General features: G+C 70.7%; 18 protein-coding genes. 11 read left to right on the forward strand and 7 right to left on the reverse strand.

Going from position 1 to position 26,979, the window contains the following annotated elements; all coding sequences use genetic code 11:
- Position 1: 1 nt before the first annotated feature.
- A complete protein-coding gene (locus BLU09_RS39760; RefSeq protein ID WP_261770654.1) occupies positions 2–2,050 on the reverse strand; it encodes an FtsX-like permease family protein in 2,049 nt (682 codons plus the stop codon).
- Positions 2,051–2,143: 93 nt separating this feature from the next.
- Positions 2,144–6,301, reverse strand: coding sequence for an SDR family NAD(P)-dependent oxidoreductase (locus BLU09_RS00340; protein WP_244171322.1), 4,158 nt, complete (start codon positions 6,299–6,301; stop codon positions 2,144–2,146).
- A gap of 105 nt (positions 6,302–6,406) precedes the next feature.
- Here BLU09_RS00340 and BLU09_RS00345 point away from each other — a divergent pair, with 105 nt between their 5' ends.
- Positions 6,407–7,909: a class I SAM-dependent methyltransferase gene (locus BLU09_RS00345; protein ID WP_090484207.1), complete on the forward strand. Its 1,503-nt coding sequence runs from the start codon at positions 6,407–6,409 to the stop codon at positions 7,907–7,909.
- A 96-nt stretch (positions 7,910–8,005) separates the two neighbouring features.
- Positions 8,006–8,983: a fatty acid desaturase gene (locus BLU09_RS00350; RefSeq protein WP_090484209.1), complete on the forward strand. Its 978-nt coding sequence runs from the start codon at positions 8,006–8,008 to the stop codon at positions 8,981–8,983.
- A gap of 1 nt (position 8,984) precedes the next feature.
- Here the strand turns inward: BLU09_RS00350 and BLU09_RS00355 are convergent, their stop codons facing one another.
- Genes BLU09_RS00355 through BLU09_RS00370 form a run of 4 tightly spaced genes read right to left on the reverse strand, consistent with a single transcriptional unit; the run spans position 8,985 to position 13,659 of the window.
- Positions 8,985–10,151, reverse strand: a complete 1,167-nt coding sequence (locus BLU09_RS00355; RefSeq protein WP_090484211.1) for a pyridoxal phosphate-dependent aminotransferase — start codon at positions 10,149–10,151, stop codon at positions 8,985–8,987.
- An 18-nt stretch (positions 10,152–10,169) separates the two neighbouring features.
- A complete protein-coding gene (locus tag BLU09_RS00360; protein WP_090484213.1) occupies positions 10,170–11,669 on the reverse strand; it encodes a class I SAM-dependent methyltransferase in 1,500 nt (499 codons plus the stop codon).
- A 14-nt stretch (positions 11,670–11,683) separates the two neighbouring features.
- Complete coding sequence (locus BLU09_RS00365; RefSeq protein WP_090484215.1) at positions 11,684–12,709, reverse strand: ABC transporter permease; 1,026 nt, start codon at positions 12,707–12,709, stop codon at positions 11,684–11,686.
- Entirely contained in the window at positions 12,709–13,659 is a 951-nt protein-coding gene (locus BLU09_RS00370) for an ABC transporter ATP-binding protein (RefSeq protein ID WP_090484217.1), read from the reverse strand. The genes BLU09_RS00365 and BLU09_RS00370 overlap by 1 nt, the downstream gene beginning before the upstream one ends.
- A gap of 114 nt (positions 13,660–13,773) precedes the next feature.
- Here BLU09_RS00370 and BLU09_RS00375 point away from each other — a divergent pair, with 114 nt between their 5' ends.
- The 9 genes from BLU09_RS00375 to BLU09_RS00415 all read left to right on the forward strand — a co-directional run bounded on the left by BLU09_RS00375 (position 13,774) and on the right by BLU09_RS00415 (position 26,020).
- On the forward strand, positions 13,774–14,595 hold the full coding sequence (locus BLU09_RS00375) for a lysophospholipid acyltransferase family protein (RefSeq protein ID WP_141590145.1): 822 nt from the start codon (positions 13,774–13,776) through the stop codon (positions 14,593–14,595).
- Positions 14,592–15,539, forward strand: a complete 948-nt coding sequence (locus BLU09_RS00380) for an SDR family oxidoreductase (RefSeq protein ID WP_090484221.1) — start codon at positions 14,592–14,594, stop codon at positions 15,537–15,539. The genes BLU09_RS00375 and BLU09_RS00380 overlap by 4 nt, the downstream gene beginning before the upstream one ends.
- A 39-nt stretch (positions 15,540–15,578) precedes the next feature.
- Positions 15,579–17,156 carry a bifunctional 3-(3-hydroxy-phenyl)propionate/3-hydroxycinnamic acid hydroxylase MhpA gene (gene mhpA / locus BLU09_RS00385; RefSeq protein WP_090484223.1) on the forward strand — a complete coding sequence of 526 codons (1,578 nt, stop codon included), beginning with the start codon at positions 15,579–15,581 and terminating at the stop codon, positions 17,154–17,156.
- A gap of 191 nt (positions 17,157–17,347) precedes the next feature.
- Entirely contained in the window at positions 17,348–18,571 is a 1,224-nt protein-coding gene (locus BLU09_RS00390; protein ID WP_090484225.1) for an endonuclease domain-containing protein, read from the forward strand.
- Positions 18,558–19,559, forward strand: coding sequence for a hypothetical protein (locus tag BLU09_RS00395; RefSeq protein ID WP_090484227.1), 1,002 nt, complete (start codon positions 18,558–18,560; stop codon positions 19,557–19,559). Before BLU09_RS00390 ends, BLU09_RS00395 begins: the two co-directional genes overlap by 14 nt.
- A 20-nt stretch (positions 19,560–19,579) precedes the next feature.
- A complete protein-coding gene (locus BLU09_RS00400) occupies positions 19,580–23,065 on the forward strand; it encodes an AAA family ATPase (protein ID WP_090484229.1) in 3,486 nt (1,161 codons plus the stop codon).
- Between the two features lie 92 nt (positions 23,066–23,157).
- Positions 23,158–24,612, forward strand: coding sequence for an anthranilate synthase component I family protein (locus BLU09_RS00405; RefSeq protein WP_090484230.1), 1,455 nt, complete (start codon positions 23,158–23,160; stop codon positions 24,610–24,612).
- Positions 24,609–25,178, forward strand: a complete 570-nt coding sequence (locus BLU09_RS00410; RefSeq protein WP_090484231.1) for an anthranilate synthase component II — start codon at positions 24,609–24,611, stop codon at positions 25,176–25,178. Before BLU09_RS00405 ends, BLU09_RS00410 begins: the two co-directional genes overlap by 4 nt.
- A gap of 17 nt (positions 25,179–25,195) precedes the next feature.
- Positions 25,196–26,020 carry an aminotransferase class IV gene (locus tag BLU09_RS00415; protein ID WP_090484232.1) on the forward strand — a complete coding sequence of 275 codons (825 nt, stop codon included), beginning with the start codon at positions 25,196–25,198 and terminating at the stop codon, positions 26,018–26,020.
- 22 nt (positions 26,021–26,042) lie between these two features.
- Here the strand turns inward: BLU09_RS00415 and BLU09_RS00420 are convergent, their stop codons facing one another.
- Entirely contained in the window at positions 26,043–26,843 is an 801-nt protein-coding gene (locus BLU09_RS00420; RefSeq protein WP_090484235.1) for a pseudouridine synthase, read from the reverse strand.
- Positions 26,844–26,979: the final 136 nt, after the last annotated feature.

The raw sequence follows: 26,979 nt of genomic DNA on the forward strand, positions 1-26,979 counted from the left end.
TTCAGCCCTCGCCCTTCCGCATGGCTTCGATGGGCGCCACCGCGCTGCCTCGCCACGCCGGTACCAGTGTCGCCAGCAGCACCACGGCCGTCACCGCCACCACCACGGCCGCGGTTCCTCCCAGCGACAGCGCTGGACGCAGCACCGGCCCGCCCAGGAAGAACTGCAGGGAGCCATCCTCCACCGCCACGCCATCCCCGGTCGCAAGCGACAGCAGCGCCGCGCCCAGCACCGCGCCCAGGACGCTGCCGATACCGCCCAGCAGCGACCCTTCCAGCAGCAGCGAGGTGAAGACCTCGCGACGTTGCATTCCCACCGCGCGCAGCGTGCCGACCTCCGCCACGCGTTCCCGCGCCAGCAGCAGCAGCGTTCCAGCGGCGACCAGCGCGACGAAGGAGGTCATCAGCAGCGCGAAGAGCAGCAGCACCGCCTGGAGCATCACCACCAGACCGCCCAGCAGCCCACCCGCCTCCTGCCAACCCACCGTGGCCAGGGCTTCACCACCGGGCAGCGCGCGCATGCGGGCCGCGACGTCCTCGGCGGAGGCGCCGGGCGCCAGCACCACCGCGGCCTGCAACACCGTGCCGCGTGAGAGCTCGTCCTCGGAGAAGGTCTCCGGCAGGGCCCGAGCGCGCTCGAAGACCGGGGCTTGTTCGGTGTGCGCCGTCTGCGCCTCCGCGTCCACGATGTCGGGCGGATGGAAGGCGTCCAGGGACTCGGGGGGCGCCATGGCCTCCCCTTCCATGCCAAAGGTCTCGAACAGCGCCCGCGCCTCGTCCTGTTGTGCCTGGGTGAAGCGGCCAGACAGGTGCCGCGCCGTGACGAGGTCCACCACGCTCATGGTGTTGACCCGGCCGTCGTCGCCGCCCAGGCCCCGGAAGCGGAAGGTGCCGAAGACTCGCACCGGCACGGCGGTGCCACTCTCCAGCGGCGTCTTCAGTGACAGCACGTCCCCGGGCTTGAGCCGGTACAGCGGCAGCGAGGGCGCCAGCTCCCCGTAGAACTGTCCGAAGCGGGTGTCGAAGTTGGCGTCGTCCACCGAGAGGAAGCGCGCCAGCAGGGCCTCCAGCTCGCCCGGCTCTCCCAGCACGCGGGCCAGTCCGGCCTGGAGCGCCGTGGCGCGCTCGATGTCCAGGCGAGCCACCAGGTCCGGCACCTCCGCGACGTTGCGCTCCACCAGCGTGCGCAGTTGCTCGTCCTCCGCCAACGTGAGGCCCCGCTCGCGCTCGCGGCGCAGCGTGTCCATGCGCACGGCAATGGGGTGCTTGAAGTGCTGCTCGTACGTCGCGTGCCCCATGACGAGGCCCCGCGTCCCTGGCGGAGGAAGCTGCCCGGAGACGAGCTCGAAGCGCGGGAAGGCCCGAGCGAAGCGCGCCACGTCCGTGCCCAGGTAGTCCACCGGAAGCTCTTCCCCCTCGCCCGCTTGCCGCGCCACGCGGTTCTCCAACACCTCCAGCAGGCCCTGTGGGTCCTCGGTCAGCCGCTCCCAGAAGGCGGGCTCGGCCGCGTCCCGCAGCACGCGCAGGTCATCCGCGAAGGCAGGCTCTTCCGCGAAGGCCTCGCTCCGGCGATCCGCGTTGCGCGCCACCCGCGCCAGCGTCAGCCGCAGGTCCTCGCCCAGACGGCGCAGCCGTGCGTCCCGTTCCTCGGAGGCCGGCGCCCGCGCCGCCTCGCGCAACACCGCCAGCTTTTCATCCAGGGCGTTGCCACGAAACACGGCGCCCATGCCCAGCTCCAGCGGCACCACCTCCTGGACGCCGGGGAGGTCGCGCAGCCGGGGCTCCAGGGCGCCGTAGTCCGGAATCGGTTGCAGGTCCGGGACGCCCCCGGGCCCCACCACCACCTGGGGCGTTCCCGTGGAGGCGGCGGCGTAGACCTGGAGGTCCCCCGCGCCGCTCTCGATGAGACTTCGCCGCGTGCCGTCATGGATGCTGCCCATCAACGACACGCCCGGCGTCAGCAGCGCCGCCGCGCCTGCCGCCAGCAGCCCCACCACCCAGCTTCGGGGGCGGGCCAGCACACTTTGAACGGTGAGCGACCACAGCGTCACGCAGACTCCTCGGTCCGGTGCCATGCCCGGGCAAGACGTATGCCCGGGTAGGTGGACGCTACAACGGACGGGACGGAGGGACTACCGCCTCGCTCACGTGGGCTCCAACACGCGCAGGAGCAGGTCCACCTGCGCGTCGCTGAGCACCGAGATGTCCAACTGCGTCAGGTCCACCACGCGCCGCACGTGCTCCGCCAGCGCCGTGGCCGTGGGGTGCTCGAACAGGGCCACCTCGCGCAGTTGCAGGCCGGTGCGCTCATTGATGCGCGCCACCACCCGGGTGGCCTGGAGCGAGCTGCCGCCCAGCGTGAAGAAGTCAGAACCGACGCCCACGCCCTGGGCTCCGAGGACCTCGTGGAAGGCGTCCATCACCACCGTCTCGAATGGCCCGGCGGCGGCGCCGTCCCCCACCCCGGAGAGGTCAGCGGCCAGGGCATCACGGTCCACCGCGCCGTCCGCGCGGCGGGGCCATTCCGGCAGGGGATGAAGGACCGCGTCGGAGAGTCCCACGGGCGGGACGTCTCCCGGCCGCTGCACCAGGAAGACATGGGCCGTGTCCAGGCGCTGCCCCTCGCCCAATCCCGCCTGACGCCAGGGCCAGGCCGCCCCCACCACGCCTGACAGCAAGTGCGCGGGCGCGTGCTCCACCGCCAAGGCCACGGAGGCCAGGGCCTGGGATGGCTCCAGCACCCGGTACCCCGGCGGCGCGGCCCCTAGTGAGCGCGCGAGCCCCGTCTCCCGCACCTGGCTCAGTGAGACCGCCACCGCGTGGCGGCCCTGTGCGGTCAGCCGCTCGGCGAACCGTTCGAGGAAGGCCGTGCCGGCGCAGTAGGCCGCGTGGCGGCCCGCGCCCAGCGTCCCCATCAACGACGCCGCGAAGACGCAGACGGCTTGGGGCTTGTCCTTCAAGACGGTCGCGATGGCCCTCGCGCCCAGTGCATGTGCGGCGGCGCCTTGTACCAGTGTCTCCGGCGTCTCGTGCTCCAACGCGACGGGCGTCAGCGTGCCCGCGAAGTGGAAGGCGCCGTCGAGCGACTGACCGAAGTGCGCCTCCGCGTCGCGCACGGCATTCCGAAGCGCGACCTCGTCCGTGACGTCCACGGAGACATACTTCGAGGTGCCCAGCTCGGACTCCAGCGCCCTCGCCTCGGGCCCATGAGGGCGCCGCCCCACGAGCAGCAGCCGGGCGTCCAGCCCCTGCCGCAGCTGACGTGCCCATTCACGTCCCAGGCCACCGAGCGCGCCTGTGACCAGGTAGAGTCCTCCCCGATTGAGGCGCTGGGGTGCCGCGAGCGGTGGCGGCGTCCATGGGGTGAAGACGCGCTCCCACCGCGTGCCTTCCCGCCACGCCACCTCGCGCGCGGCATCCTGGGAGGAGAGTTCGCGGGCGACAGCATGGGCGGTGGCGGATGCATCCGGTGGCGTCCATGCCACCCGCGCTTCCAGCCCCGGAACCTCCGCCACGGCGCTCCAGAGCAGGCCCGGCGTCAGCAAGGCGGCCAGCAAAGCCGCGTCGTCCCCTCCCGACTCCGGAAGCACCGCGAGCACGCGCACGACCGGAGCGTCCTCGCCTCGGTTGGACAGGGACTGGAGCGCATGAAGCAGTGGCGCCATGCGAGAGGCCACCGCCGCTTGCGGCACGGCATCCGAGGCCGTGCCCTGGGCAGGTGCGGCCAGATGCGCGGCCGGCGCCGCTTGCGGCACGGCATTCGAGGCCGCGCCCTGGGCAGGTGCGGCCCGATGCGCGGCCGGCGCCGCCTGCATCGCGCCGTCCGGGGCCGTGCCCTGGTCAGGTGCGGCAACGCCCCCGGACACGCCTCTGCCAGGCGCTCTGGAGGCAGCGTCCTGATGGCGCTCATCCGGAGCCGTCATCTCCCCGCGAAGCAAAGACTCGCGGACCGCGGGCGTCTCCTGCGCCCCCGGCAGCAGCACCACCACGTCGCCACAGGGCACACGGCGCTCCGCAAGGGCCTCAATGGCACGAACGAGCTCACCGCTCGCCTCCGGCGCCACCCGCACCACCTCGCGGCCATCGGCCTGTTCGCGCAATGCCTCAGTGAAGGCTTCGTCCGCGATGACGACCACGGCACCGCGTGTTCCCGCCCTGGTCGCCAGCGGCCGAGGCACCCACCGGGACACCGCCAGGCACGGCGGCATCGTGGCGGGTCCGCCCAGGACGCTCAGCGCGCGGTGATACTCGGCCCCCAGCTCGCCTGCCTCGAAACGGCGCCGCAATTCGGTGCGGCCCCGCTTCCCCAGCTCCGTGCGCGGCACCTGCTCGCGCGCCAGGGGCAACAGGTGCGCGACATGGAAGCCGAGCACCCGGCCCACCTTCTCCCGGATGCTCCGCAGCAACTCCGCCAGCGGCGGTGCATCCGGCGTAGGCACGAAGCAGACAGCCAGTTCATCCGTCTGTGCCGTACCGCTCCGCGTCGGGCAGGCCACGGTGTACGACGGCAGCACGCCAGGAACCGACTCCACCACCTCCTCGATGTCCTGCGGGTAGACGTTGTTGCCGTGGAGGATGAGGACCTCCTTCTGGCGCCCCGCGATGGACATCTGCCCGTCCTGAATCACGGCCATGTCCCCGGTGCGAAACCAGCCATCGGCCGTGAAGGAGCGCGCGTTGAGTTCCGCGTCATCCAGGTAGCCGGACAGCACCTGCGCACCCCGGGCCTGCAGGTGGCCGACCTGACCTTCGGGAACCACCGCGTCGGCATCGTCCACCACACGCAGGGCCGCGCCCACTGGAGGCGGCCCCAGCTCCGTCGCCGCTTCCACGGGATGGGTCCGCACGCCCCGCGTCATCGAGAAGAAGGACGACGTCTCCGCCATGCCCCAGGCCGGACACACCGCGTCCTCGCGCAGTCCGCTGTCGCGCAGGGGCTCGGAGAAGCGCCGGAGCGTCGCGGGCAACACGGACTCGCCACCAGAGGCCAGCACCCGCACCTGCTCCAGCCGCCACGCGCGGCGCTCCTCGCGCTCCAGCCGGTCCGCCACCAGGCCGTAGGCGAAGTTGGGGGCCCAGCTCATCGTCCCGCCGAACTCCGTGAGCAAATCCAGCCAGCGCAGCACGTCCGCCAGGACGTAGTCGCGCGCCACCAGCACATGGGGCGTTCGGGTGCGCAGCGCGAGCAGGTGGGGGTAGCTCGTCCCCGCTACGTGGTCCAAGGGCATCCAGCTCACGCCCACATCCCCGGGCAAGTACCAACCGCCGGCCACCATCCCCTCGCCCATCGCCATCAGGTTGGCGTGCTTCAGCACCACGCCCTTGGGACGTCCGGTGCTCCCAGACGTGAAGGAGAGGATGGCGGGCGCCTCCGGGTCCACGGCCGCGAGGGGCCCCGGCTCCGCGCCCGACAGGGATTGCAGCGACAGGGTGCGCAGCCCCGCCTCCGACAGCGGCGCCGTGGCCTTCGCCTCCGTGAGCAGCCACGGTGTCCCCAGCCGCTCCGACACCGAGATGAGCCGCGCGACGCCAGGCTGCGAGCGCTCCAGCGACGCCGGCAGCGCCAGCGGCACCGGCACCACGCCGCCGAGCGTGCAGGCCCAGAAGCCACGCACGAAGTCGCCCGGGCGCTCCATCGCGAGCATCACCCTGTCACCCGCCTTCGCGCCCCGCGCCCGCAGACCGCCCCACAGCCGGAGCGCCTCGTCCCAGAGCCCGGCGAACGTCAGCGTCTCCCGCTGCCCCTGGACGTCGATGAAGGTGATGACATGTTCGGGAGCGTGCGTCACGGCCTGCTGGAGCAGTTCGACGAGCGTCCGCGGCGCTCCCGCGGGCATGCTGCGCGGTCCTGAATCGATGAGGGAAGGCCGGCCTCCCGCGTCCATCCGCGCCGGAGCCTGGGCCGAAGACACGGGCGCCACGCCCCCCGCCTTCAGTCGCAGTGCGGCGGGAAGCAAGGCGTCCAGCGGCGTGTGGACCTCCTCGTCCCGTCGGGCTCCCACGAGCGCCACCGCCTCGATGCCCTGCTGCCGGAGCGCGTCCTCCAGGGCCTGAAGCCTCGCGGGCACGGGCGGCATGCTCTGGCGCAGCGCCGCCGCATCCACGTCGCCGGAATCGAGCCGGGGCAGCGCATCCACCAGCGCCACGGCGGGCACGGCCGGCCCCAGGCGCTCGTGAAGCAGTGCGTCCAGTTCAGCCGCTCGCACCGCGCGCCGAGGCACCACCCAGGCCACTTCGGGCGACACCCAGACGTCACGGACGCGCGCTTCCGCACGCAAGAACTCCTCGACGAGTTGCACCATCGACGCGCGTGATTCCATGTCTCAAGCGTATCAGAGCCGCTCCTGGCCCTGCCGCGAGGGAGCCGGGTTGCACCCGGAGGACGGGTGGGAACAAGCTGAGGGCCCATGGCCGCCCCCCACGAGCCCGCCTCCCTCGCACAGTCACTCCACTTCTGGGCGCGCAACGCCTCCAACGAGTCCGCCCTCTTCCAGACAGCGCTCCGGGTGGGGCTCTTCGACGCACTCACCGTGGAGGGCCGTGGTGAACCACTGCCAGTGGAGACGCTGGCGGAGCGGCTCGGCTGTTCCGCGCGAGGACTCCGCTCACTGCTGGAGCTGTTGGTGTGCCTGGACTTCGTCCGCATGGACGACGCGCGCCGCTTCAGCCTCGCGCCCCACACCGCCACCCTCCTGGGCGACGCGGCCTTCCGCCAGCAGCTTCAAGCCGAGCTCCCCTGGTGGGGCCCCATGGGGATGCTGGCCGACGCCGTGAAGTCCGGCGAGCCGGTGGACTTCGAGGGCCAGCGCTGGGACGTACTCAGCCACCTGCGCGAGCGACTGGTAGCGCCGACGCCGTTCGCCACTCCCGCGCACGAGGACTTCTTCGACCGCTTCACCCGCAGCGGCCTGCGTACCCAGGTTCTCCTGGCCGCGGGACAGAGCGGGTTGTTGGCGGCGCTCGCCGAGGACGTCCGCACGGAGCAGGCGCTGGGCGAGTCCACGTCCACGCGTGCCCCCGGGGTGCTGCTGGAAGCGCTGGCCGTGCTGGGAATGACGCGGCGTCAGGAGGATGGGTGGGTGCTGACACCTGAGGCGAAGGCGCTGCTGGAAGGAAAGGCCCTGGCCTACCTGGTGCGCTCGCTGTCCGTGTCCGCGCGGTACTGGGAGGCCCTCGGACGCCTGGACGAGACGGTGCGCCACGAGCGCTACGTGCTCGACCTGAAGGACCCCGAGGTGAGCGGGCGCTTCTACGCGGACAACTCCCAGCAAATCACCGCCGTGTTCGCCACCCACTTCCAACTCAGCCGCCGCGCCGCGGCCACGCTCGCGGGCGTGCGTCCGCTGGAGGGCGCCGCGGTGCTGGACATCGGCACCGGCTCGGGCGTGTGGGGCGCGGCCTTCGCGCGCGCGTCGTCCTCCACACACGTCACGTACTTCGACCAGGCCATCGTGCTGGAGCAGGTGCGCCGCAACGTCGCGAAGCTGGAGGTCGCGGACCGGGCGCGCTTCTGGCCAGGGAACCTCTTCACCCAGGACTTCGGCGCCGCGGACTTCGACGTCATCATCCTCCCGCAGGTGCTCAACGTGCTGAGCCCGAAGGACGTCCCGGACATCTTCGCGCGCGTGGCCCGGGCACTGCGTCCGGACGGCATCCTCGTCATCGCTGAGTACGTGCTCAACGAGCGCCGCGACGGCCCCCTGGACCACCTCTACTTCGGCTTCCGTCGCTTCATGACGAACGAGGGTGACCTGCTGTCCGCGTCCGAGTACGCGAAGCTGCTCGCGGACGTGGGCCTCACCACGTCCGTCTGCATCCCCCTTCCCACCCAGGAACTGGTGTTCGCCGCGCGAGACGGCGTGGCCCTGCCCACCGCGCTGGCCCCACCGCCCCGGCCGCCTTCTGTCTGACACAGCGCGATACATCTCCGGCCCCTCGCCTTGCCCGGAGAAGGGTGCCCGGTTAGCGTTCCCCCTGTCCGCCCCCCTCGCCCCGAAAGGTCTCCCGTGAGCGCCGCGCCGCAGGAGGACAGCGACGCCCTGCCGTCCCCGGCCGCCCGGCCCGTGCGTGGCGTGCGCCCGACCTCCGTCGCCGCGAGGCTGCGCGCCGAATACGCACGAGAGGTCGCCGCGCTCGGCTACCACGCGCACTCCGTGCCCGGCGCGCTGGCCCATCTGGCGCTGCACCTGGGCCTGGCCGTGGCCATGGCGGCGGCGTTCGAGCTGCTGCTGCCACACGCGCCGCGCGCCGCCTGGCTCCTGTACCCGCTGATGGCCTTCCTCATCGCGACGCGCTTTCGCGCGGTGGGAAACATGCTCCATGAGGCGTGTCACGGCATGCTCGTGCGCGGCAAGCGCCACAACCGGAACCTGGGGCACCTGCTGGCGGTGCTCGACCTGACGGCCCTGGACCCGTATCGAAGGGACCACTTCAGCCACCATCTCCACCTGGGGGACGCGGAGAAGGACCTGGACTTCCAGCCGCGCCGCCGCTTCGGCTTCGCGGACCCGGACCGGCCCTTCGTGAAGTCGCACCTGCTGCGGCCCCTGCTGCTCGTCCACCTGCCCGCCTTCATCCGCCCGGTGTTGTTCCACCGCGAGGACCCGGTCTGGGTGACGCTGCTGCGCTGGAGCTTCATCGGCGGCCTGCTCGCCGTGGCGCACTTCGTCGTGGGCTGGGACGTGTTCCTGCGCGCCTACGTCATCCCCTACTTCGTCGCCTACCAGGTCATCCGCTACTGGTCGGACGCGGTGGACCACGCGGGCATCATCTCCTCCGCGGACGAGTTCCACCGCTCCCGCAATCACGTCTTCGCGTGGGGCTGGCTCAACCGGCTCGTCTTCCCGCGCAACGACGAGTACCACCTCACGCACCACCTCTTTCCCGCGGTGCCCACGCCCTTCCAGGGGCGCGTGCATCAGCTGCTGCTGCGCGACGCGGACTATGCCGCGCGCGACCACGCCTTCTCGTCCCTGACGCGGTAGCTCAGCGCGTGGTGGCGCGTTCGATGGCGTCCAGCGCCTCGGAGAAGCGCTCCGGCGCGATGCCCAGTCCCAATCGGAAACCGTGCCCGCGCTCCAGCGGATGCGCTCCGTCCGGCGAGCCCGCCTCCATGGCGCTCAGTGGAAGGACGAACACGCCCGCGTCCGACAGGGCCTTGAGCAGCGTCTCCGCGCTGGCGTCGTCCCGAGCCTCCCGCAGGCCGATGCAGGTGACGAGCCCTCCCTGGGGCGCGACGCCATAGACACCGCGCGAGCGCTCCAGGAAGGCAGAGAGCGTGGCGCGATTGCGCAGCCAGTCCTCCCGAGCGCGGCGCAACGCAGGACTGTCCAAGTCCCGCAGCACCTCGCGCGCCACCCACTCCGTCACCGGATTCACGGTGTGCGTCGTGTAGTTCTTCTCGTTCTGCATCCGCGACAGCATGGCCGTGTCGCCCACCGTCCAGCCGATGCGCAGCCCTGGGCAGCCCAGGCACTTGATGAAGGAGCCGGTGACGAAGTGCCGCGAGCCCGGCCGGTACACGGACGCGCCCAGCACGGACGTCTCCGAGGACAGGAAGCGGTAGTGCTCGTCCCCCACCACTGTCGCGCCCGTCCGCTCCGCCCAGCGCTCCACCGCCGACAGCAGTTCCGCCGTCAGCACCAGGCCGCTGGGATTGTGCGGGTTGTTGATGATGACGGTGTCGGGCTGCTCGCGCTCCAGCCGCTCCAGCCACAGGTCCGCGTCCACGGACGGCACGCCGTTCGCGTCCCATGTCACGGGCAACCGCACCACCTCCGCGCCCTGACGCTGGGGCAGCTCGTAGAGGAGCTGGAACGCCGGCCACGCCAGGGCCACCTTGCGCGGGCGGAGCTGGCGGAACAGCAGCAGCAACGCCTCGCTGGTGCCGGTGGTGATGAGGACGTTGTCCCGCGTGGCGCCCGGGTGCATGGCCGCCACCGCGTCGCGCAGGTCCGCGCGGCCCCAGTTGGGGCTGTCATTCAAGGGCGTGGAGAGGAACACCTCGGCGGCGCGCTCGGCGCTGACGCCCGAGCCGAGGAGCAGCTCGCCCACGGTGACGGGGCGTCCACCGGACTCCCCCAGGTTGAAGCGCGCGGTGAAGCGCGAGCCCTCCAGGTAGTCCTCCATGAAGAAGGTGCGCAGCGGTTCCATGATGCTCCCGAAAAGGAATCAGGCGGAGGGGGCGACGTCCGGCCACGCGACGTCCCCCCGATGAGCGATGACGACCTGCTGAATGGGCATGTCGAAGCCGCGGGCGTCCGTGAGGCCCACCGGCCCCAGCAGCGCGCGGAACTCCGGCAGGGACAGCACGTCCCCCTCGTTCGTCACGTACCGGCGCAGCGCGAAGTAGAGCGCGTCCAGCGGGCCGTCGCGCCGGTCTGTCAGCAGGTAGCCGGAGATGAGCAGCAGCCCGCCGGGACGCAGCGCCCGAGCCAGCCGAGCGAAGAAGCTCGGGAGCTCCGAGGGCGGCAACGCGGGGATGATTTGCGGCAGCAGGATGACGTCGTAGCGGGACTCGCCGTAGTCCACCGAGAGGCAGTCCCCCGCCCACAGCTCGGAGCGGGCCTCCAGCTTCAGCTTCGCCAGGTGGGGGCGCACCGCGTCCAGCACGTGCGGCGAATCCAGGTACGTGACGTGCGTGGTGGGGTCCGCCAACCCGAAGGCCGCGCCCCACACGCCCGAGCCCGTGCCCACGTCCAACACGCGCGCCTGTGCCAATGGCCGCATCGACTTCACCAGCGTCGCGGCCTGCCGGCTCAGCCGCAGGTGCGAGGCGAAGATGCTGGAGATGCGTGAAGCGTTCTCCTGGTAGATGCGCCGCGCCGTCTCCGGGTCACGCAGGTCCAACCGGAAGCGCTGCTCGCGCACCGCCTCGTCCAGGTGCCCCAGCGCCTCCCAGTAGGCCATGGTCGCCGGCAGCGCCCGCTGGAAGTACGGAAGGCTCTGGGCGTCCAGCGCGCGGCCCGCCGCCTCCGTGAAGCCCCAGCCTGCCTCCCGTGCCTGGACGATGCCCATTGCCGCCAGCGCGCCCAGGAGCACCTCCAGCGCCTCCGCCGACGCACCCACCTCCCGCGCCAGCGCGTCCAGCGTCACAGGACCGCGCACCAGCTTCACCAGCACGTCCAGCTCCGCGGCCGTCACCAGCGCCAGCGTGCGCGCGGGGTTGCGGGCGAAGCGGTCATGGAAGTCCCGGGCCTCGGCGCTCGGGGTGGATGGCGCGGGCGACAGGAACAGCGCGCGGTACCACCCGAGCACGTCCCACGACGCCCCGCCCCACGCCACGGGGCCGCCAGCGCGCACGGCCTGGGGCAGCAGCGCCAGCGGATGCCACCACCGCCGCGCCTCCCGCAGCCCGGCGATGAACGCCTCATCCCGGAGAAAGGCCGCGGTCGACGCAGGCAGCGAATACCCCCGCCCCTCCTCCAGGTGGACGAAGCCCAACGCGACCAGCGGCTCGACGACGGAGCGCGTCCCCCGCCAGGTGCCGCCCACCCGCTTCGCGAGCACCTCCAAGGACACCGGCTCGCCCGAGCCCGTCTCCGGAAGGTGGCCGAAGAGGCCGAGCGCGAAGGCGGCCTGGAGCGCCGCTGCTTCGTTGCTGGCGTCTCGCGCGTGGAAGTTGAGCTGCTGAACGAAGGCGGGGGACGGCGCGGAAACGGGCTGTGACACGAAGCAGCGCTCCTTTACGTCCAGCGGAACCAACGAAGGGCCAGCAGCAGTGGCACCACGGTCCACGCGGCCAGCACCAACATGGGCGCACCCAGCGAAGCCAGGCTTGCGCCCTCCAGCATGACAGCCCGCAGCGAGTCATTGATGGCCGTAAGCGGCAAGGCGCGGATGACCGGCTGCAACCAAGAGGGGAAGTTCCCGGACGCGAAGAAGACGCCGGAGACGAACATCATCGGCAGCGAGACGAGGTTGACGAGCCCGCCCACCGCCTCCTCCGTCCGCGCTCGGATGGCCACGAGCACGCCGAGCGCGGCGAAGCACAGCGCACCCGCGAGCCCCACGAGCGTCAACGTGAAGTAGCTGCCGAACATCGGCACGCCGAAGAGCCAGCGCGCGAAGGCACAGAAGAAGAAGACCTCCGCCATCGCGAACCCCGCGCGCGCCAGCATGTAGGACACGAAGAACTGGGAGCGCCGCATGGGCGTCGCGGCCAGCCGCTTCAGCAGCTTGCCTCCGCGCATCGCCACCAGCGAGCCCGCCACCACCCACAGGCTGCTGGACATCAACGACAGGCCCAGCAGACCGGGGATGAGGAAGTCGACGTAACGGTTTCCCGGCTCCGACACCGGCGTGGCCTTCACCACGGCGGGACGCGCGGCGTCTTCCGGCGCGGCGAGCGCCTGCTCCACCAGGAGCCGCGCGGTGCGGCCCTCCGCCTGACTGGGGTCCACCAGCGCTTCGGGCACCACGCCCGGCAGCAGCACCAGGGAGAGCTGCCCGCGCGCCAGCCGCCGCCGGGCGGACGCTTCGTCCGCGACCTCGGCGGACAGCTCAGGCACGCCCTCCAGCTTCGCCATCAGCGCCGGCGCGCCCGGCCCCTCCGCCACGGCCACACGCACCGGGCCCAAGGAGTCATTCCGGAACGCCAGCCCCAGGAACAGCGAGGTGACGACGGGGAAGATGAACGTCCAGAACAGCACCTCCGGCTGCCGCATCAACATGCGCAGCCGCATCAACACCAGTTGGCCCAGGGCGTTCATCAGGCCGCCTTCTCTTCCGCGGACTCGCGCAGGGAGCGGCCCGTCATGTCGATGAAGACATCATCCAGCGTGGGGCGCCGGGTGGACAGGTGCAGCAACTGGCCGCCCCCCGCCGCCACCTCGCGCAGCACCTCCGGCAGCGCCCGGTGCAGCTCCCGCACCCGCAGGGTGATGCGGCCGGCGTGCCGCTGGGCGGCCACCACCGACGGCAGCGGGCGCAACCGCTCCAGGTCCGGCGAGGGCTCCGCCTCCAGCTCGATGACCTGCTCCGCGCCCAGCGTGGTGATGATGTCCCGCGGCGTCCCGCGCGCAATCACCCGGCCCCGGTCGATGATGACCAGCCGGTCGCACAGCACCTCGGCCTCATCCATGTAATGCGTGGTCAACACCACGGTGCGCCCGCGCGCCTTGAGCTGCGCCACCACGTCCCACAAGGCGCGGCGCGACTGGGGGTCCAACCCGGTGGTGGGCTCGTCCAGGAAGAGCACGTCCGGGTCGCCCGCCAGCCCCAACGCCAAGGCCAGCCGCTGCTTCTGTCCGCCAGACAGCTTGCCCACCCGGGCATGGCGCTTCTCGCCCAACTGCACCAGCCCGATGAGCGCCTCGACCTCCAGGGGGCGTGGGTAGAAGGAAGTGAACAAACGCACCATCTCCTCCACCGTGAGCTGGTCCACCAGCCGCGTCTCCTGGAGCGTCATGCCAATGCGCTCCCGCAGCACCGGCGCGTCCGTCTCCCAGCGCAAACCCAGGAGCCGCACCTCCCCCGAGGTGGCCGTCTGGAGACCCTCGAGGATTTCCACGGTCGTCGTCTTGCCCGCGCCGTTGGGGCCCAGGAGGCCGACGCATTCGCCACGGCGGATGTCCAGGTCGATTCCGTCCACGGCGGTGACGTCGCCGAAACGTTTGACCAATCCCTTCACCTCGATGGCGAGCTCGTCCTGGTGTGTCATGGATGGGGGGCTGGGGGGCGCGCGGGCGAGTATCGCTCAACACCCGGCGGGTGCCCAACCAACCCGGTGTGGAAAGCGGCGGGGCTGGGCACGTCGGGGTGGTACGGTGCCCCCGTGGCCCTGACCGACTCATTGGAAGCCCGGGTGGACCGGCTGGAACTGCCTTTCAACGAATACGGCGTCGACCCGTACGGCATCTCCAAGTCTCACGTAAAACATGCGCTGCGCGTCTTTGGCGCCATCTACCGCTACTACTTCCGCGTGCGCTGTTACGGGGTGGAGCACATCCCCCCGCGGGGCCGCGGAATGCTGGTGGGCAACCACTCCGGCGGCGTGGCGGTGGACGGGGCCATGGTGCTGACGTCCACCATGTTGGAGATGGACCCGCCCCGGCTGGCGCAGGGCATGGTGGAGCGCTTCCTCCACAACTTCCCCGTGTCCTCGCTGTGGGCCAGCCGCACCGGCCAGTTCATCGGGCTGCCCGAGCACGCCAAGCGCCTGCTGGAGGATGACCGGCTGTTGATGATCTTCCCCGAGGGCGCGCGAGGCACGGCCAAGCTCTACAACGAGCGCTACTCGCTGGTGGACTTCGGCACCGGCTTCGTCCGCCTGGCGTTGCAGACACGCTCGCCCATCATCCCCTTCGCGTTCCTGGGCGGCGGCTCGGCCGTCCCCACGGTGTTCAACGCATACACGCTGGGGAAGCTGCTCGGCGTGCCCTACGTCCCGTTGACGCCCTACCTGTTGCCGCTGCCGTTGCCGGTGCAGTTGGAAATCCATTACGGCGAGCCGCTCGTCTTTCATGGCACGGGGGACGAAGAGGACCACGTCATCGAGGGCTATGTGGAGAAGGTGAAGCAGCGCATCGCGGGGCTCATCGAGCGCGGCCGCGCGCAGCGGCACAGCCGGCGGATTGGGAGGAACCTGCTGCCATGAGGGTGCTGATTCCAGGCATCTCCGGAGGCATTGCCCGCCAGCTCGCGCTGCACCTGCACGCGCGCGGGCATCAGGTGGCGGGCATCGACACGCGCCCCTGGGCCGAGGCCAAGGAGGCCGGCATCCAGGTCTACCGGGGCGATGTGCGCAAGCGCGCCGCGGAGGACGTCTTCCGCCGCTGGCGTCCCGAAGCCGTGGTGCACATGGCCACCGTCACCGCCTTCACGGTGCCGGGCAAGGAGCGCGGGCGCATCAACCTGGACGGCACCAAGGCGGTGTTCGACCACTGCGCGGCCCATGGCGTGAAGCAGGTGCTCTTCGTGGGGCGGCACACCTTCTACGGCGCGGCGCCGGACTCGCCGCTGTACCACTCCGAGGACGAGCCGCCTCGCGCGCTGGAGGCCATTCCGGAGCTGGCGGACCTGGTGGCCGCCGACCTGTACGCGGCCACCGCGCTGTGGCGCCTGCCGAAGATGACGACGGCCGTGCTGCGGCTGCCCTACACCCTGGGGGCTCCCGGTACCGGCACGCTGTCCTCCTTCCTCAAGGGCCGTCGCGTGCCGCTGGTGCTCGGGTACGACCCCCTGTTCCACGTCCTCCAGGAGGAAGACGTGGTGACGGCGTTGACGCTGGCGCTGGAGAAGCAGGTCCGGGGCCTCTTCAACGTGGCGGGCCCTCCGCCGATTCCGCTGTCCGTCATCGTCCGGGAGACAGGGCGCAGGGCGGTGCCTTTGCCCGCGCCGCTGCTATCGATGCTGCTGGGCCGGGCCGGCCTCCCCCGCCTGTCAATGGGCGCGCTGGACCACCTGCGCTTCCCCATCGTCGTGGACAACCGCCGCTTCCTGGACGCCACGGGCTTCGAATACCGCCACAGCGTGGCGGACTCGCTGCGCATCTTCCGCGAATCCTCGCCCATCCTCCCTGCGGGGGGCCAGGGACGTTAGACTTCTCCCCGCAGCGGACCTGCTTCCGGGGGGAAGTCCATGTCGGCCGACATCGAGGAAGTGGATGTGGTCATCGCGGGAGGCGGGCCGGTGGGTGTGCTCACCGCCAACCTCCTGGGACTCCAGGGCGTGCGCGTGCTCGTCCTCGAACGGGAGGCCGCGCCGCACGGCCAACCCCGGGCCTTCTCTTGTGACGACGAGGCCCTGCGCATCTATCAGGCCGCGGGGCTGCTCGACGCGCTGAAGCCCGACCTGCGCCAGGGCCGCCACGTCACCTTCACCGGCGTGCGCGGCCAACCCATTGCCCAGGTCCAACTGGGCCAGGTGGACCTCGGCTACGGCCACGCGCCCATCTGGTTCTTCCACCAGCCGCTCCTGGAGAAGGCGCTGCGCGAGGGCCTCTCACGCTTCCCCGCCGCCGAGCTGCGCACGGGCACCGAGGTGGAATCACTGGAACAGGACGGCGCGGGCGTCACCGTGCGGTACCACACGTCTGGAGTCCGGCACGGGGTGCGCGCCCGCTACCTGGTGGCCTGTGACGGTGGGCGGAGCACGGTGCGCGCGCTGCTGGGCATCCCCATGGAAGGCCGCGGCGGCCAGGAGCCGTGGATTGCCATCTCCGGCACCGTGGCGGAGGAAGACGCCCCCGCCGAATGCCATGTCGTCTGCGACCCGGTCCGCCCCGGCTTCGTCGGGCGCGGCCCCGTGGGGCGGTTCCGCTGGGAGTTCCGCCTGCGGCTGGGCGAGACGGGCGAGGAGATGACACAGCCGGGCACGATTCGCCGCCTGATTGGGCCTTATGTGAATCCAGACCGGGTGACGGTGGAGCGAGCGCAGCTCTACAGCTTTCATTCGGTGGTGGCGCAGCGCTGGCGCGTGGGCCGCACCTTCCTGGCGGGAGACGCGGCCCACCTGTTGCCACCCTTCATGGGTCAGGGGCTGGTGTCCGGGCTGCGCGACGCGGCGAACCTCGCGTGGAAGCTGGCGTGGGTCCTCCAGGGCCGCGCCCCCGAGGCGCTGCTGGACACCTACGCCGTGGAGCGCCGTCCGCACGTGCGCGCCTTGCTGGAAGCCACCGCGCGGCTGGGCTCCGTGTTCACCGCGCGCAGCACGCCCATGGCCTGGGTACGCGACACCGTGCTCCGGGGCCTCCAGGCCGTTCCGGCCGCGCGCCGCTTCGTGGAGGGATTCCGCTTCAAGCCGGCGCCCGCCATCGAGGAAGGCTGGCTGCTGGGCGGCCGCCGCTCGGGCCGGAAGGCCGCGGAAGGCAGCTACCTTCCCCAACCGCGCGTGCGTCGTGCGTCCGGTGAGGAACACCTGTTGGATGACAGCCTGGGCTCCGGCTTCGCCGTGCTGAGCCGGGGCGGCAGCCCAGGGACGGAGGTGGCCCGGGAGCTGGCCGAATCCCTGGGTGCCCGCGCTGTCACCGTGCGCTCCGCGGGTGTCCCGGGCCTGGGCGACGACAGCGTGGAGGACCACACCGGCAGGCTGTCCGAGTGGTTCCGGGAGCACGGCGCGGACGTGGCCGTGGTGCGGCCGGACCGCTTCGTCTTCGGCGCGGTGCCCCTGGCCCGGATGCCCGAGCTGCGCGCGGCGCTGGGCGTGGAAGAGGCGTGAGCCGTTGCACAGACGACAGACATTGCAAGCACGGGGTCAGGAAGACCTCGGGATGCAATCCCTGACTCGCCCAAGCACAATCACTCTCAGCTGTCCACACCTCCCCAGGGGGTTGCATCGAGGTCCGTGAGAGGAGCAGGCTTCCAACCCTCCGCGAAGGCAGACCATCGCGCGACCTCGGGGGAAATGGCTTGCACCCACCATTGGATGCAGCGCTTCTCGGCTCACTGGACCGGCATGCCCGGAGACGCGCGCAAGGCATTGCAACGCTGAGCACGCTCGTCGGGCCGCCGGAGCGGGCGCTGACCGTCTGGACGGAGTGGATTCAGCGCCGGGGCTCGAGTGTCGTCATCGTGGATGGGGATGACGTGCGCGCCGTCGTCTCCGCGTGGGCGGCGGCGCTCGCCAGGGAACGGGACCTGCTGGGTGACGCGGAGGTGTTCGTCGTTCGCTCCCAGCCTCAGAACCCGGCACGGACGCTCCAGTTCCAAGGCAAGACGGCGCACCAGCGGCGCGTGTTGCTGGAAGGCCTCACGCCCCCGCAGGGACAGTCCGCCACCTGGGAGCTGTGCCGGGCCCTGCTGGAGAGCCCGGCCCCGCCGCCGTCCGGTGTGCTTCCAGACGCGGTGAGCCAGGCCATTGCGCGCGCGCCGCTGCCGGCGCTCCAAACGCTGATGGCATTGGTCCCCGCCGGAAGCACGCCGGCCCTGCGCGTGCGGGCCGGCCCCTCTGACTTCCGGGCGCTCCGCACCGCCGCGGCCCTGTGCACCGCGGCCCCCGCGCTCACGACGGGCTGCGTGCTCACCGCCGAGGCACTCGCCGAGCACCTCCGGAGGGAGGAGTCCCACGTCCTCGCCATGCTGCGGGAAGGCCGGCTGGACCTGCCCGAGCCGGAGCTCGACGAAGACACCCGCGGGCTCCCCGAGGCCGCGGTGGCGTCCACGCGCGTCCGGCTCCGGCAGGAAGGCTCATCCGAACAGGTCGTCGCGCTCTACGACTCGGCGGTGCGCACCATCGCCTCGGCCTACCGGGACGCCAATGGCCGCGCCCGGAGCGAGGCGGAGAAGTTCCTGCACGCCCGGCTCCAGGACCATGCCTCCACTCGAGGCCTCTTCGTCCTCAATGGCCATGTGGACCCGGTCGGAGGTGGCCGGAGGCTCGAAGTGGACCTGCTCTGCACGGAGCTGAAGCTGGCTGTGGAAATCGACGGCTACTTCCACTTCCGCAGCCCCGACGGCTTCCGCCGGGACCGGCGCAAGGACGTTGCGCTCCAGTGCTCGGGCTACTGGGTGGTCCGCTTCCTCGCGGACGACGTGGTGACGCGACTGGAAGAGATTCTTGAAACCCTCGACACGTTGATTGCCACCCGCAGGGGTGAGCTCACCGGGAAGGAAGCATCGAATGGGAAGCGCTGACCACCGGCTGTCAGGCATTGCCTTGTCCTGGCTCATGACGCGCAGCGAGCGGCGCGGTACGCGCAAGGAATTGGAGGATGCGCTCCGGCCCTTCGTGGAGCATCAGCTCAGCCGTGCGGAATGGAAGCTCCGCTTCGAGGCGCTCATGGAGGCGCTGCTGGGCGGAGAAACCGTGGCGGTACGCGGGCGCAGCGGCTTGGAGCTGACGCCCAAGGGCCGGACAGAGGTGCTGCGCTTCCTCCAGTTGGACCAGCCGCCGCGCGGGCTGACGTGGAAGAGGCTGAAGGCCACGCACCTGGTGGCGCGCAGCTTGGACCTGCGGCCATCGAAGGCGGTGATGGCGAGGATGAAGGGTGCCGACGGCGTGCGCGCCGCCGCGCTTCAGCGCCAGCATGGGCTGGACACCGAGGAAGGCCTCACCCTGGCGCAGACGCGGGACCGGTTGTTGTGGCGGCAGCTCGGTGTCGAGACGGACCGGCCCTTCACCCTGGGCGCGGTGCAGGCCCACCTGCTCGGGCAGATGCTGGACGCGAAAACGACGGACCCGCGCAAGGGCGTGGAGCAGCTCGCGGCCCGTGCGGCGGGCGCCCCCCGCGTGGATGCGGAGGCCGTGCGCCTGTCACTGATGCGACGGTGGGCTGTCGCGCAGGACGCCGGCGCCTCCGAGGACGCGCCGGCGGACCGTGCATCCACGAATCCGGGGGCGCCTCCCGCTCCGGCCGCCTTCGCCGAGCGCGTGCTGTCGGTCGCCCGCGCCCTTCCCACGGGCCGCTTCGGCGAGAACAAGGTCTTCATCTCCCACGTGTGGAAGGCCCTCCAGCCCGAGTGGAGCACCCGTGAGGCCTTCGACGCGGCGCTCCTGGAGGCCAACCGAACCCGCCTGTTGTCCCTGACGCGCGCGGACCTCGTGTCCGCCATGGACCCGAAAGACGTCGCCGAGTCCGAGGTCCGGTCCTTCGGCGCCAGCTTCCACTTCGTCGTCGTCTAGCCCGACCCCAGGAGCGCCCCGTGGCCAACGACCCCCGCCTCGATATCTTCCTTGATGACTCTCGCGAGGTCTTCACCAGCGTCGAACAGGGCCAGCACATCTGGCAGGCGGACCCGTTCGACGTGGAGGCCCTCAACGCGCCGGCTCGCCGCGCCTTCAAGCGGCTGCTCGACAAGGCTTCCTCAGACACGCCCCCGAGCGCCGGAAAGCTGCTGCTCCTGCTCGGCGAATCAGGCAGCGGCAAGACGCACCTGGTGCGCGCCTTCCGCAACCTCGCGCATGGTCAGCGGAAGGGCTTCGTCGGCTACATGCCGATGACCGTCGATGCGACCCAGTACGACCGCTACATCCTGTCCAACCTCATCGACTCCCTGGACAAGCCGTTCATTCGGGCGGGAGGCGATGACGACAGCGGGCTGATGCACCTGTCGGACGCGCTCATGGCCCAGTGCAACAGCGCGTTCGTGCTGCACCTGCAGGACGAGAAGATTCTGGAGGATGAGGAGCTGCACGGCACCATCCGGGCCGTGGCGGACGAGCTGCTGCTGGACCCTCGCTTCCGGGAAGTGGAAGTCGACCTGCTGCGCGCCCTCATCTATCTGCATCGAAGAGACCCTCGGCTCAACCGCCGCATCTTCCACTGGCTGCGCTGCGAGGAACTGTCCGAGGCGGACCAGCGCGTCATTGGCAACCTCATCCCGCGGACCGCCGACGATGCGCCGGCGCGGATGGTGGAGCACCTGGGACGGCTGATGGGCGGCCTGGGCCAGGCGCTCGTGCTCTGCGTCGACCAGGTCGAGGACGTCAGCGACTTCGAACAGCGCCCGCAGATGGAGAACTCCTTCCGGCGCGCGATGAACAGCCTCGCTGCCATCGCGAGCAAGGTGCCTCGCGCGGTCGTGGTCTTCTGCTGCCTCGCCGACTACTGGGCGAAGATGAAGCCCCTGCTCAACCAGGGAACGGTGGATCGCATCGAGAACGACCCCGAGCCCGTGACGCTGGAGCGGACCGTGACGGCCGAAACGGCCAGGGACCTCGCGGCGCGGCGACTTCAAGACCTGTTCGAACAGCGAGGCTTCACGGTCTCCCCGGCGGACCCGACCTGGCCCATTCCAGCGAACGGCTTCGACGTGCTGGGCGGACACCGCGCCCGTGATGTCCTGGATGAGTGCCGCCGCTACCGCGACCGCGCCATCCAGGACGGCAAGCTGCCCGCCAGCTTCCCGCTGCAACGTCCCCAGGACCCGGGCGTGGCGACGCCACCTGTGGCGCAGCAGCCGCAAGGCTCCAAGCTGGATATGGACCAGCTGTGGACGGACTTCCGCGCCACCCTGCGAATTGACCCGCCCGAAGAGCCCGCGCGTGTCGCGGAACTGCTGGCTTGGGCCATTGAAGCCGGCGGCAAGGAGTTGGGAGACGCGAAGCGCTTCGACGTCAAGCCCAAGGACAAGGAGATGCTGGACGTCCAGGTCCACCCGGAGGGAAGCAAGCTCCTCGTCGCGCTGTGTGAGCGGGACTCGCGTGGCGGCGGCCTCGGCAGGCAGATGACCGAAGCCCTCAAGAAGGCCTCGGGAAAGACACCAGTGGTGGTGCGGACCACCGACTTCCCTCCGGCCCGCCCCGGAGGGGTCGTCGCCGAGCAACTGGGCGCGCTGCTCCGCAAGGGCGGACGCCGGGTCGTCGTCGGAGACACGGAGCTTCGGGACCTCATGGCCCTGCGCACCTTCCGTGAGAGGCATGCGGGTGAAGCCGCCCTCCTGGAATGGAGCCGGACGGCTCGCCCCATCACCCGGCTCAAGTCCGTGAGCGACATCCTGGGGCTGGAGAAACCGGAGACCCCGCCCAAGGGTGGCACCGGTGTCCCGATGGGCAATGTCGGAGCCCGGAGCACCGCAACCAAGGCACAGACAGAGCTGTTCAACAGCCCACCGACGTTGCCCTATGGAACGCCTGTCCCGGCCGAAGTCCTCTCGGGAGCGAAGTCCACCCCTCCGGCCCATGCCGAAACGCGCGCACTGGAGGCGAGAAGCGTGCGCTCCGCGCGCGAGCCCATCGTCTCCCAGGGGGCCAGACAAGGCCGGGCCCAATCCCTTTCGGATGACCCGTTGCAGGACATCACCATCGAATCGCCGATGCTGACGGGCCGCACCATGACACCGCCCCAGGGCATGAAGCCCCCCATCGGCTTCAGGGGCAACGCGAGCCCCTCCGCCCCGCTGCCCTCCCCACGGCCCTCGGAAACACTCACAGGGCCGCTGCGGATTGGCGCCTCGGAAGGTGTGTTCAGCCAGGTGGTGACCGTGGACCCCTCCGAGCTGACCCGCCACAGCGCATTCCTGGGCACCACGGGGAGCGGCAAGACGACGCTGGCGCTCAACGTCCTGGAGCAGCTGCTCCTCCGCGGCGTGCCCGCCATCCTCGTCGACCGGAAGGGGGACCTCGCCGCGTACGCGCGGGACCTCTCCTGGGAGGAACATCTGGACGACCCCGCCCTCATCGAGCGCCGCCGCCTGCTGCGCGAGCGGGTCGAGGTCGCGCTCTACACGCCGGGCCGCTCCGACGGACGGCCGCTGGCCATCCCTGTGATTCCACGCGGCCTTGAAAGCCTGTCGCCGGAGGAGCGTGAGCAAGGTGTGCAGCAGGCCGCGGACGCCATCGCGGGCATGCTCGAATACAAGACCAGCCCCAATGACAAGGCAGCCCGGGCGCTGCTCACGCAGGCCTTGCGCCTGTTGGTCCAGCGGCCTCCGGGCACTGAATTGACCCTGGAGATGGTCCAGAAGTTCGTCGCGGAGCAGGACGAGTCGCTCCGGCAGGAAACGGGGGGCCTGCCAACCAAGACGTTCGCCAAGCTCGCCCAGGACCTCGAAGTGCTCCGGCTCGACCTCCGCCCCCTGCTGGCAACGGGTGGAGAACGTCTGGACATCAGCGAACTGCTGGGGCTCGGCGCCGCGAGCACACCGGGCAAGACGCGACTGAGCATCATCAGCACCAAGTACCTGGGAGACCTCAGCCGCGTCCGCTTCTGGGTGTCTCAACTGCTGCTGGAGGCGAACCGCTGGACCAGCCAGCACCCCGCATCCAAGCTCCAGGCTGTCATGCTCTTCGACGAAGCCGACATCTATCTGCCCGCGACGAGCAAGCCCGCGACGAAGCAGCCGATGGAGAACCTGCTCAAGCGCGCGCGCTCAGCGGGCGTGGGCGTCATGCTGGGTACGCAGAGCCCGGGAGACCTGGACTACAAGTGCCGGGAGAACGTGCGCACCTGGTTCGTCGGCGGGGTGAAGGAAGACAACGCCCTGAAGAAGCTCAAGCCCATGTTCACCGAGGCCCGCATCGACGCCGAAACCCGCCTCCCCAGCCAGAAGCCGGGCCAGTTCCACGTCCTGCGCGAGGGGAAGGTCCAGCAACTGAAGGCGGACCGCTCCGCGATTCGCACCGACCAGCTCTCCGAGGACGAAATCCTCAAGGAGGCACGCCGCACGCTGGAACGCGGCTCACACTGAGCGCACGGAACGTTCATTCCACCGGGCCCCCCGCCCGGGGACCATGGACGACTCGAACTGGACGGAACGTTCCTGGTATCAAGCGCCTCGACATGAGCCGCCCGCACTCCCCCACGCGCTTCCCGGACCGGACATCCTTCGAGACGTTCGTGGCCCAGGGCTACAACCAGGTGCCCGTGGTGCGGCGGCTCCCGCTCGGGGCGCTGCGTCCCGTGGACCTCCTGCGAGCCCTCCCAGCGGAAAGCCGGTTCCTGCTGGAGAGCACCCGGGTCAGCGCCGAGGGGCGCTATTCCTTCCTCGGCGCGAAGCCCTTCCTGCGCTTCACCGCGAAAGAGGGACAGTGCTTCATGGATGGCGCGCTCCAGCAGGGTACGCCGAAGGAAGTGCTGCGCTCGCTCCTGCGCCGGTGGCGTGGCGTGCGTCATCCCGGAATGCCGCTCTTCTGCGGCGGCGCGGTGGGCTTCTTCGGCTACGAGGCCGCGCACTGTTTCGAGTCCCTGCCCCGGCACCCACGGGACGACCTGCACCTGCCCGAAATCGACCTGTCATTCATCGATACCTTCCTGACGGTGGACCACCACGAGGGCCAATTGCTCGCGGTGGCCACGGGCTCGGACTGGGAGGACTGCGAGCGCAGGTTGGACGCGTTGGAGGCCCACGTCCGCACCGCGAGGCCCACGGCGCCACGCGCGCCACCCGCGATGGACGGGCCCACCTCGGCGTATCGCTCCAACTTCACCCTCGATGCCTACCTGGACGCGGTCGAGCGCGTGCGCGAGTACATCCGCGCCGGTGACACGTATCAGGTCAATCTCTCACAGCGGCTGGAGGTGGACTTTCCCGGTGAGCCGCTCGCGCTCTACGAGACGCTGTCCGCCATCAACCCCGTCCACTTCGCCAGCTATCTCGAAGGGGACGGCTTCCACGTCGTCAGCGCCTCACCCGAGCGGCTGGTGCGCGTGGAGAACGGCCGAGCCACCACGCGGCCCATCGCCGGAACGCGCCGACGGGGCACGCCCGAAGAGGAAGCGCGCTTCGTCCACGAGCTGCGCACCAACGAGAAGGAGCGCGCCGAGCACGCCATGCTGGTGGACCTGGAGCGCAACGACCTGGGCCGGGTGTGCACCTATGGCTCGGTCGAGGTAACGAAGCTGATGGACATCGTCGAGTACGCCCACGTCCTCCACATTGAATCGGAGGTCGTCGGCCAGCTCGCGCCGGGCGTGGAGCCGCTGGACGTGGTGGGCGCGCTCTTCCCAGGAGGGACGATTACGGGCGTGCCGAAGATACGCACGATGCAACTCATCACCGAGCTGGAGCCACATGCGCGTGGGCTCTATACGGGCTCGTTGGGGTACCTGTCCTTCACGGGTGATTTGGATTTGAACATCGTCATCCGCACGCTGGTGGTGAAGGACGGCCGGGCCTACGCGCAGGTGGGAGGCGGCATCGTCCACGACTCGCAGCCCCGACAGGAATACAAGGAGACGCTCAACAAGGCGCGCTCGCAGCTCCTGGCCCTGGCATCGGTGGGGAGGCCGGGATGATTCTCGTCATCGACAACTTCGATTCCTTCACCTTCAACCTCGTGCAAGCGCTGGGTGCCCAGGGCGCCGAGCTGAAGGTGGTGCGCAATGACGCCATCACGGTCGCGCAGGTCGAAGCGCTCCGGCCCGACCACATCCTCATCTCGCCCGGTCCCTGCACGCCCCACGAGGCGGGCGTGTCCATGGACATCATCCGGGCCTTGGGCGGGCGAGTGCCCGTGCTCGGAGTGTGCCTGGGGCATCAGTGCCTGGGTCAGGTGTTCGGCGCGAAGGTGGTGCGCGCACCGGTGCCCGTGCACGGCAAGACGGCGGCCATCGAGCACTCGGGCCAGGGCGTCTTCCGAGGACTGCCCGCCCCCTTCACCGCGGCCCGTTATCACTCCCTGGTCGTGGACGCGGAGAGCCTGCCGGCGTGCCTGGAAGTGACGGCGTGGCAGGATGGGCTCATCATGGGCCTCAAGCACCGCGAGCTGCCGCGCCTGGAAGGCGTCCAGTTCCACCCCGAATCGTTCCTCACGCCCCAGGGGCCCCAGCTGCTCGCCAACTTCCTGGAGCCGGCGCACTGAGCGCACAGGAGGCCGCCATGTTCTCCACGGTCGCGGTGGACGGTGAGGTCCGGCGCTGGGAAGAACTGCACCTGCGGGACTTCGCGCAGGGCTTCTTCTTCGGCGCGGGCTTCTTCACCACCTTCCGCATCGAGGCCGGTGAACCCTGGTTCCTCGCCCGGCACCTGGCGCGGCTGCGCGCGAGCCTGACCGCCTTCCCCGGCGCCGTCCGCACGCCACCCTCGGAGCACCTCGCGGAAGCCGCGGTGCGCGAAGCGATTGAGCGCTGCCTGCGAGCCGACGCCGCGATGGGCCCCGCGTTCCGAGGTGTGGGCAAGTTGTCGGCAAGTGATGGCCGGGTGCTGCTCACCTTCCGCGAGCACGCCCCAGACCTGGAGCGGATGCACCGCGAGGGACGAGCCCTGGACAGTCAGGAGCCGGGGGCATACCGCCGGGGCGAGGCCACGCTGAATCACAAAGGCCTCGCCTACTTCCGGCAGTTCAGCGTGATGGAGCGCCTGCCCCTGCTCGGCAATGAGGCCGGCGAGGTCTGCGAGCTGCCCACGGCCAACGTCTTCTTCCAGTGCGACGGGGTACTCGTCACGCCGCCTCGGTCCGCGCCGTGTCTTCCCGGCATCATCCGCGAAGTGCTTCTGGAGGCCGGACATGTGGGGGCGCTGCCCATCGTGGAGCGGCCTGTCTCGTTCGCCCAGCTCGCGCAGGTGAGCGCCTGCGTCTTCACCAACTCCGCCCAGGTGGCCACCGGTGTACCGAGCCTCCTCGGCCGGCCGCTCCCCACCAGTCTGGCGCTGGCCCAGGGCATCCGGAGCCTCGTCGAGGCCGTCGCGGCGCGCGAGCGCTGAGGCCCACGCGGCGGGCGCGCCCTCAGGAGACGGAGAAGGACAACCCCTGAGACACTTCCTCGTCCGTCAGCACCCGCCACGCGCCCTCGGGCACGTCCAGCGTCACGCCACCCACGGCCTCGCGGTGCAGGGTCCGCACCGGATGTCCCACCGCCGCCAGCATCCGCTTCACCTGGTGGTTGCGGCCTTCCGTCAGGGTGAGCTCCACCACGTCCGGCGCGCGCAGCCGGGCACCCGCGGGCCGCGTCGGGCCGTCCTCCAGCATCAGGCCCTCGCGCAGCCGGCGGAGCGCATCCTCCGGTGGCGGCCCTACCACGCCCGCCACGTAGCGCTTGGGCAGGTGCCGCTCGGGTGACGTCCCGTGTTGGACCAGACGCTCGTCGTTGGTGAAGAGCAGCAACCCCGTGGTGTCCCGGTCCAGACGGCCCACCGCGAGCCACTCATAGTCGCGCAGCGGCTGGGTGAGCCGCTCACGCAGACACTCGAACACGGTGCCCACGCCTTCCGCGTCCGAGCCGTGCACCACCAGCCCCGCTGGCTTGTGGAACATCAGCGCCAACACGGGCGCCTCCAGGTGCCGCACCCGCCCATCCACCCGCACTTCCATCCCCGGACGCACCGGCGCGAAGGGCTCCTGCTCCACCCGCCCATCGAGCGTCACCCGTCCCTCGCGGATGGCCGCTTCCGCCTGGGCGCGAGGCATCACGCCGGCCTTCCCCAGGGCCCTCGCCAACCAATCCGACCTTCCGGAGGCTTGCACGTCCTCCGGCCCCCTCCGCCGTGCCGCTTCCAGCCACCTCGGAGTCCGCTGCTTCCGCGCCATCTCCCCACGTCCTCTCTCATTCCACGCACCTTCGCCCGCGCCCTCCACCGCCCACCCTGCCGCGTACCAGGCTCCGTCCAGGCCAGCCATGCAGCATGTCTACCTTCTGAGGCGAAGACACGCGGGGATGATGACC

The sequence above is a fragment of the Myxococcus virescens genome (assembly GCF_900101905.1).
In the GTDB taxonomy this organism is placed as follows: Bacteria; Myxococcota; Myxococcia; order Myxococcales; family Myxococcaceae; genus Myxococcus; species Myxococcus virescens.

Coding starts and splice junctions, on each gene's coding strand:
- BLU09_RS00340 (WP_244171322.1), bottom strand. CDS start 6,301: ATGGTGCAACTCGTCGAGGAGTTCTTGCGTGCGGAAGCGCGCGTCCGT.
- BLU09_RS00345 (WP_090484207.1), top strand. CDS start 6,407: ATGGCCGCCCCCCACGAGCCCGCCTCCCTCGCACAGTCACTCCACTTC.
- BLU09_RS00355 (WP_090484211.1), bottom strand. CDS start 10,151: ATGGAACCGCTGCGCACCTTCTTCATGGAGGACTACCTGGAGGGCTCG.
- BLU09_RS00365 (WP_090484215.1), bottom strand. CDS start 12,709: ATGAACGCCCTGGGCCAACTGGTGTTGATGCGGCTGCGCATGTTGATG.
- BLU09_RS00370 (WP_090484217.1), bottom strand. CDS start 13,659: ATGACACACCAGGACGAGCTCGCCATCGAGGTGAAGGGATTGGTCAAA.
- BLU09_RS00380 (WP_090484221.1), top strand. CDS start 14,592: ATGAGGGTGCTGATTCCAGGCATCTCCGGAGGCATTGCCCGCCAGCTC.
- mhpA (WP_090484223.1), top strand. CDS start 15,579: ATGTCGGCCGACATCGAGGAAGTGGATGTGGTCATCGCGGGAGGCGGG.
- BLU09_RS00395 (WP_090484227.1), top strand. CDS start 18,558: ATGGGAAGCGCTGACCACCGGCTGTCAGGCATTGCCTTGTCCTGGCTC.
- BLU09_RS00405 (WP_090484230.1), top strand. CDS start 23,158: ATGAGCCGCCCGCACTCCCCCACGCGCTTCCCGGACCGGACATCCTTC.
- BLU09_RS00410 (WP_090484231.1), top strand. CDS start 24,609: ATGATTCTCGTCATCGACAACTTCGATTCCTTCACCTTCAACCTCGTG.
- BLU09_RS00415 (WP_090484232.1), top strand. CDS start 25,196: ATGTTCTCCACGGTCGCGGTGGACGGTGAGGTCCGGCGCTGGGAAGAA.
- BLU09_RS00420 (WP_090484235.1), bottom strand. CDS start 26,843: ATGGCGCGGAAGCAGCGGACTCCGAGGTGGCTGGAAGCGGCACGGCGG.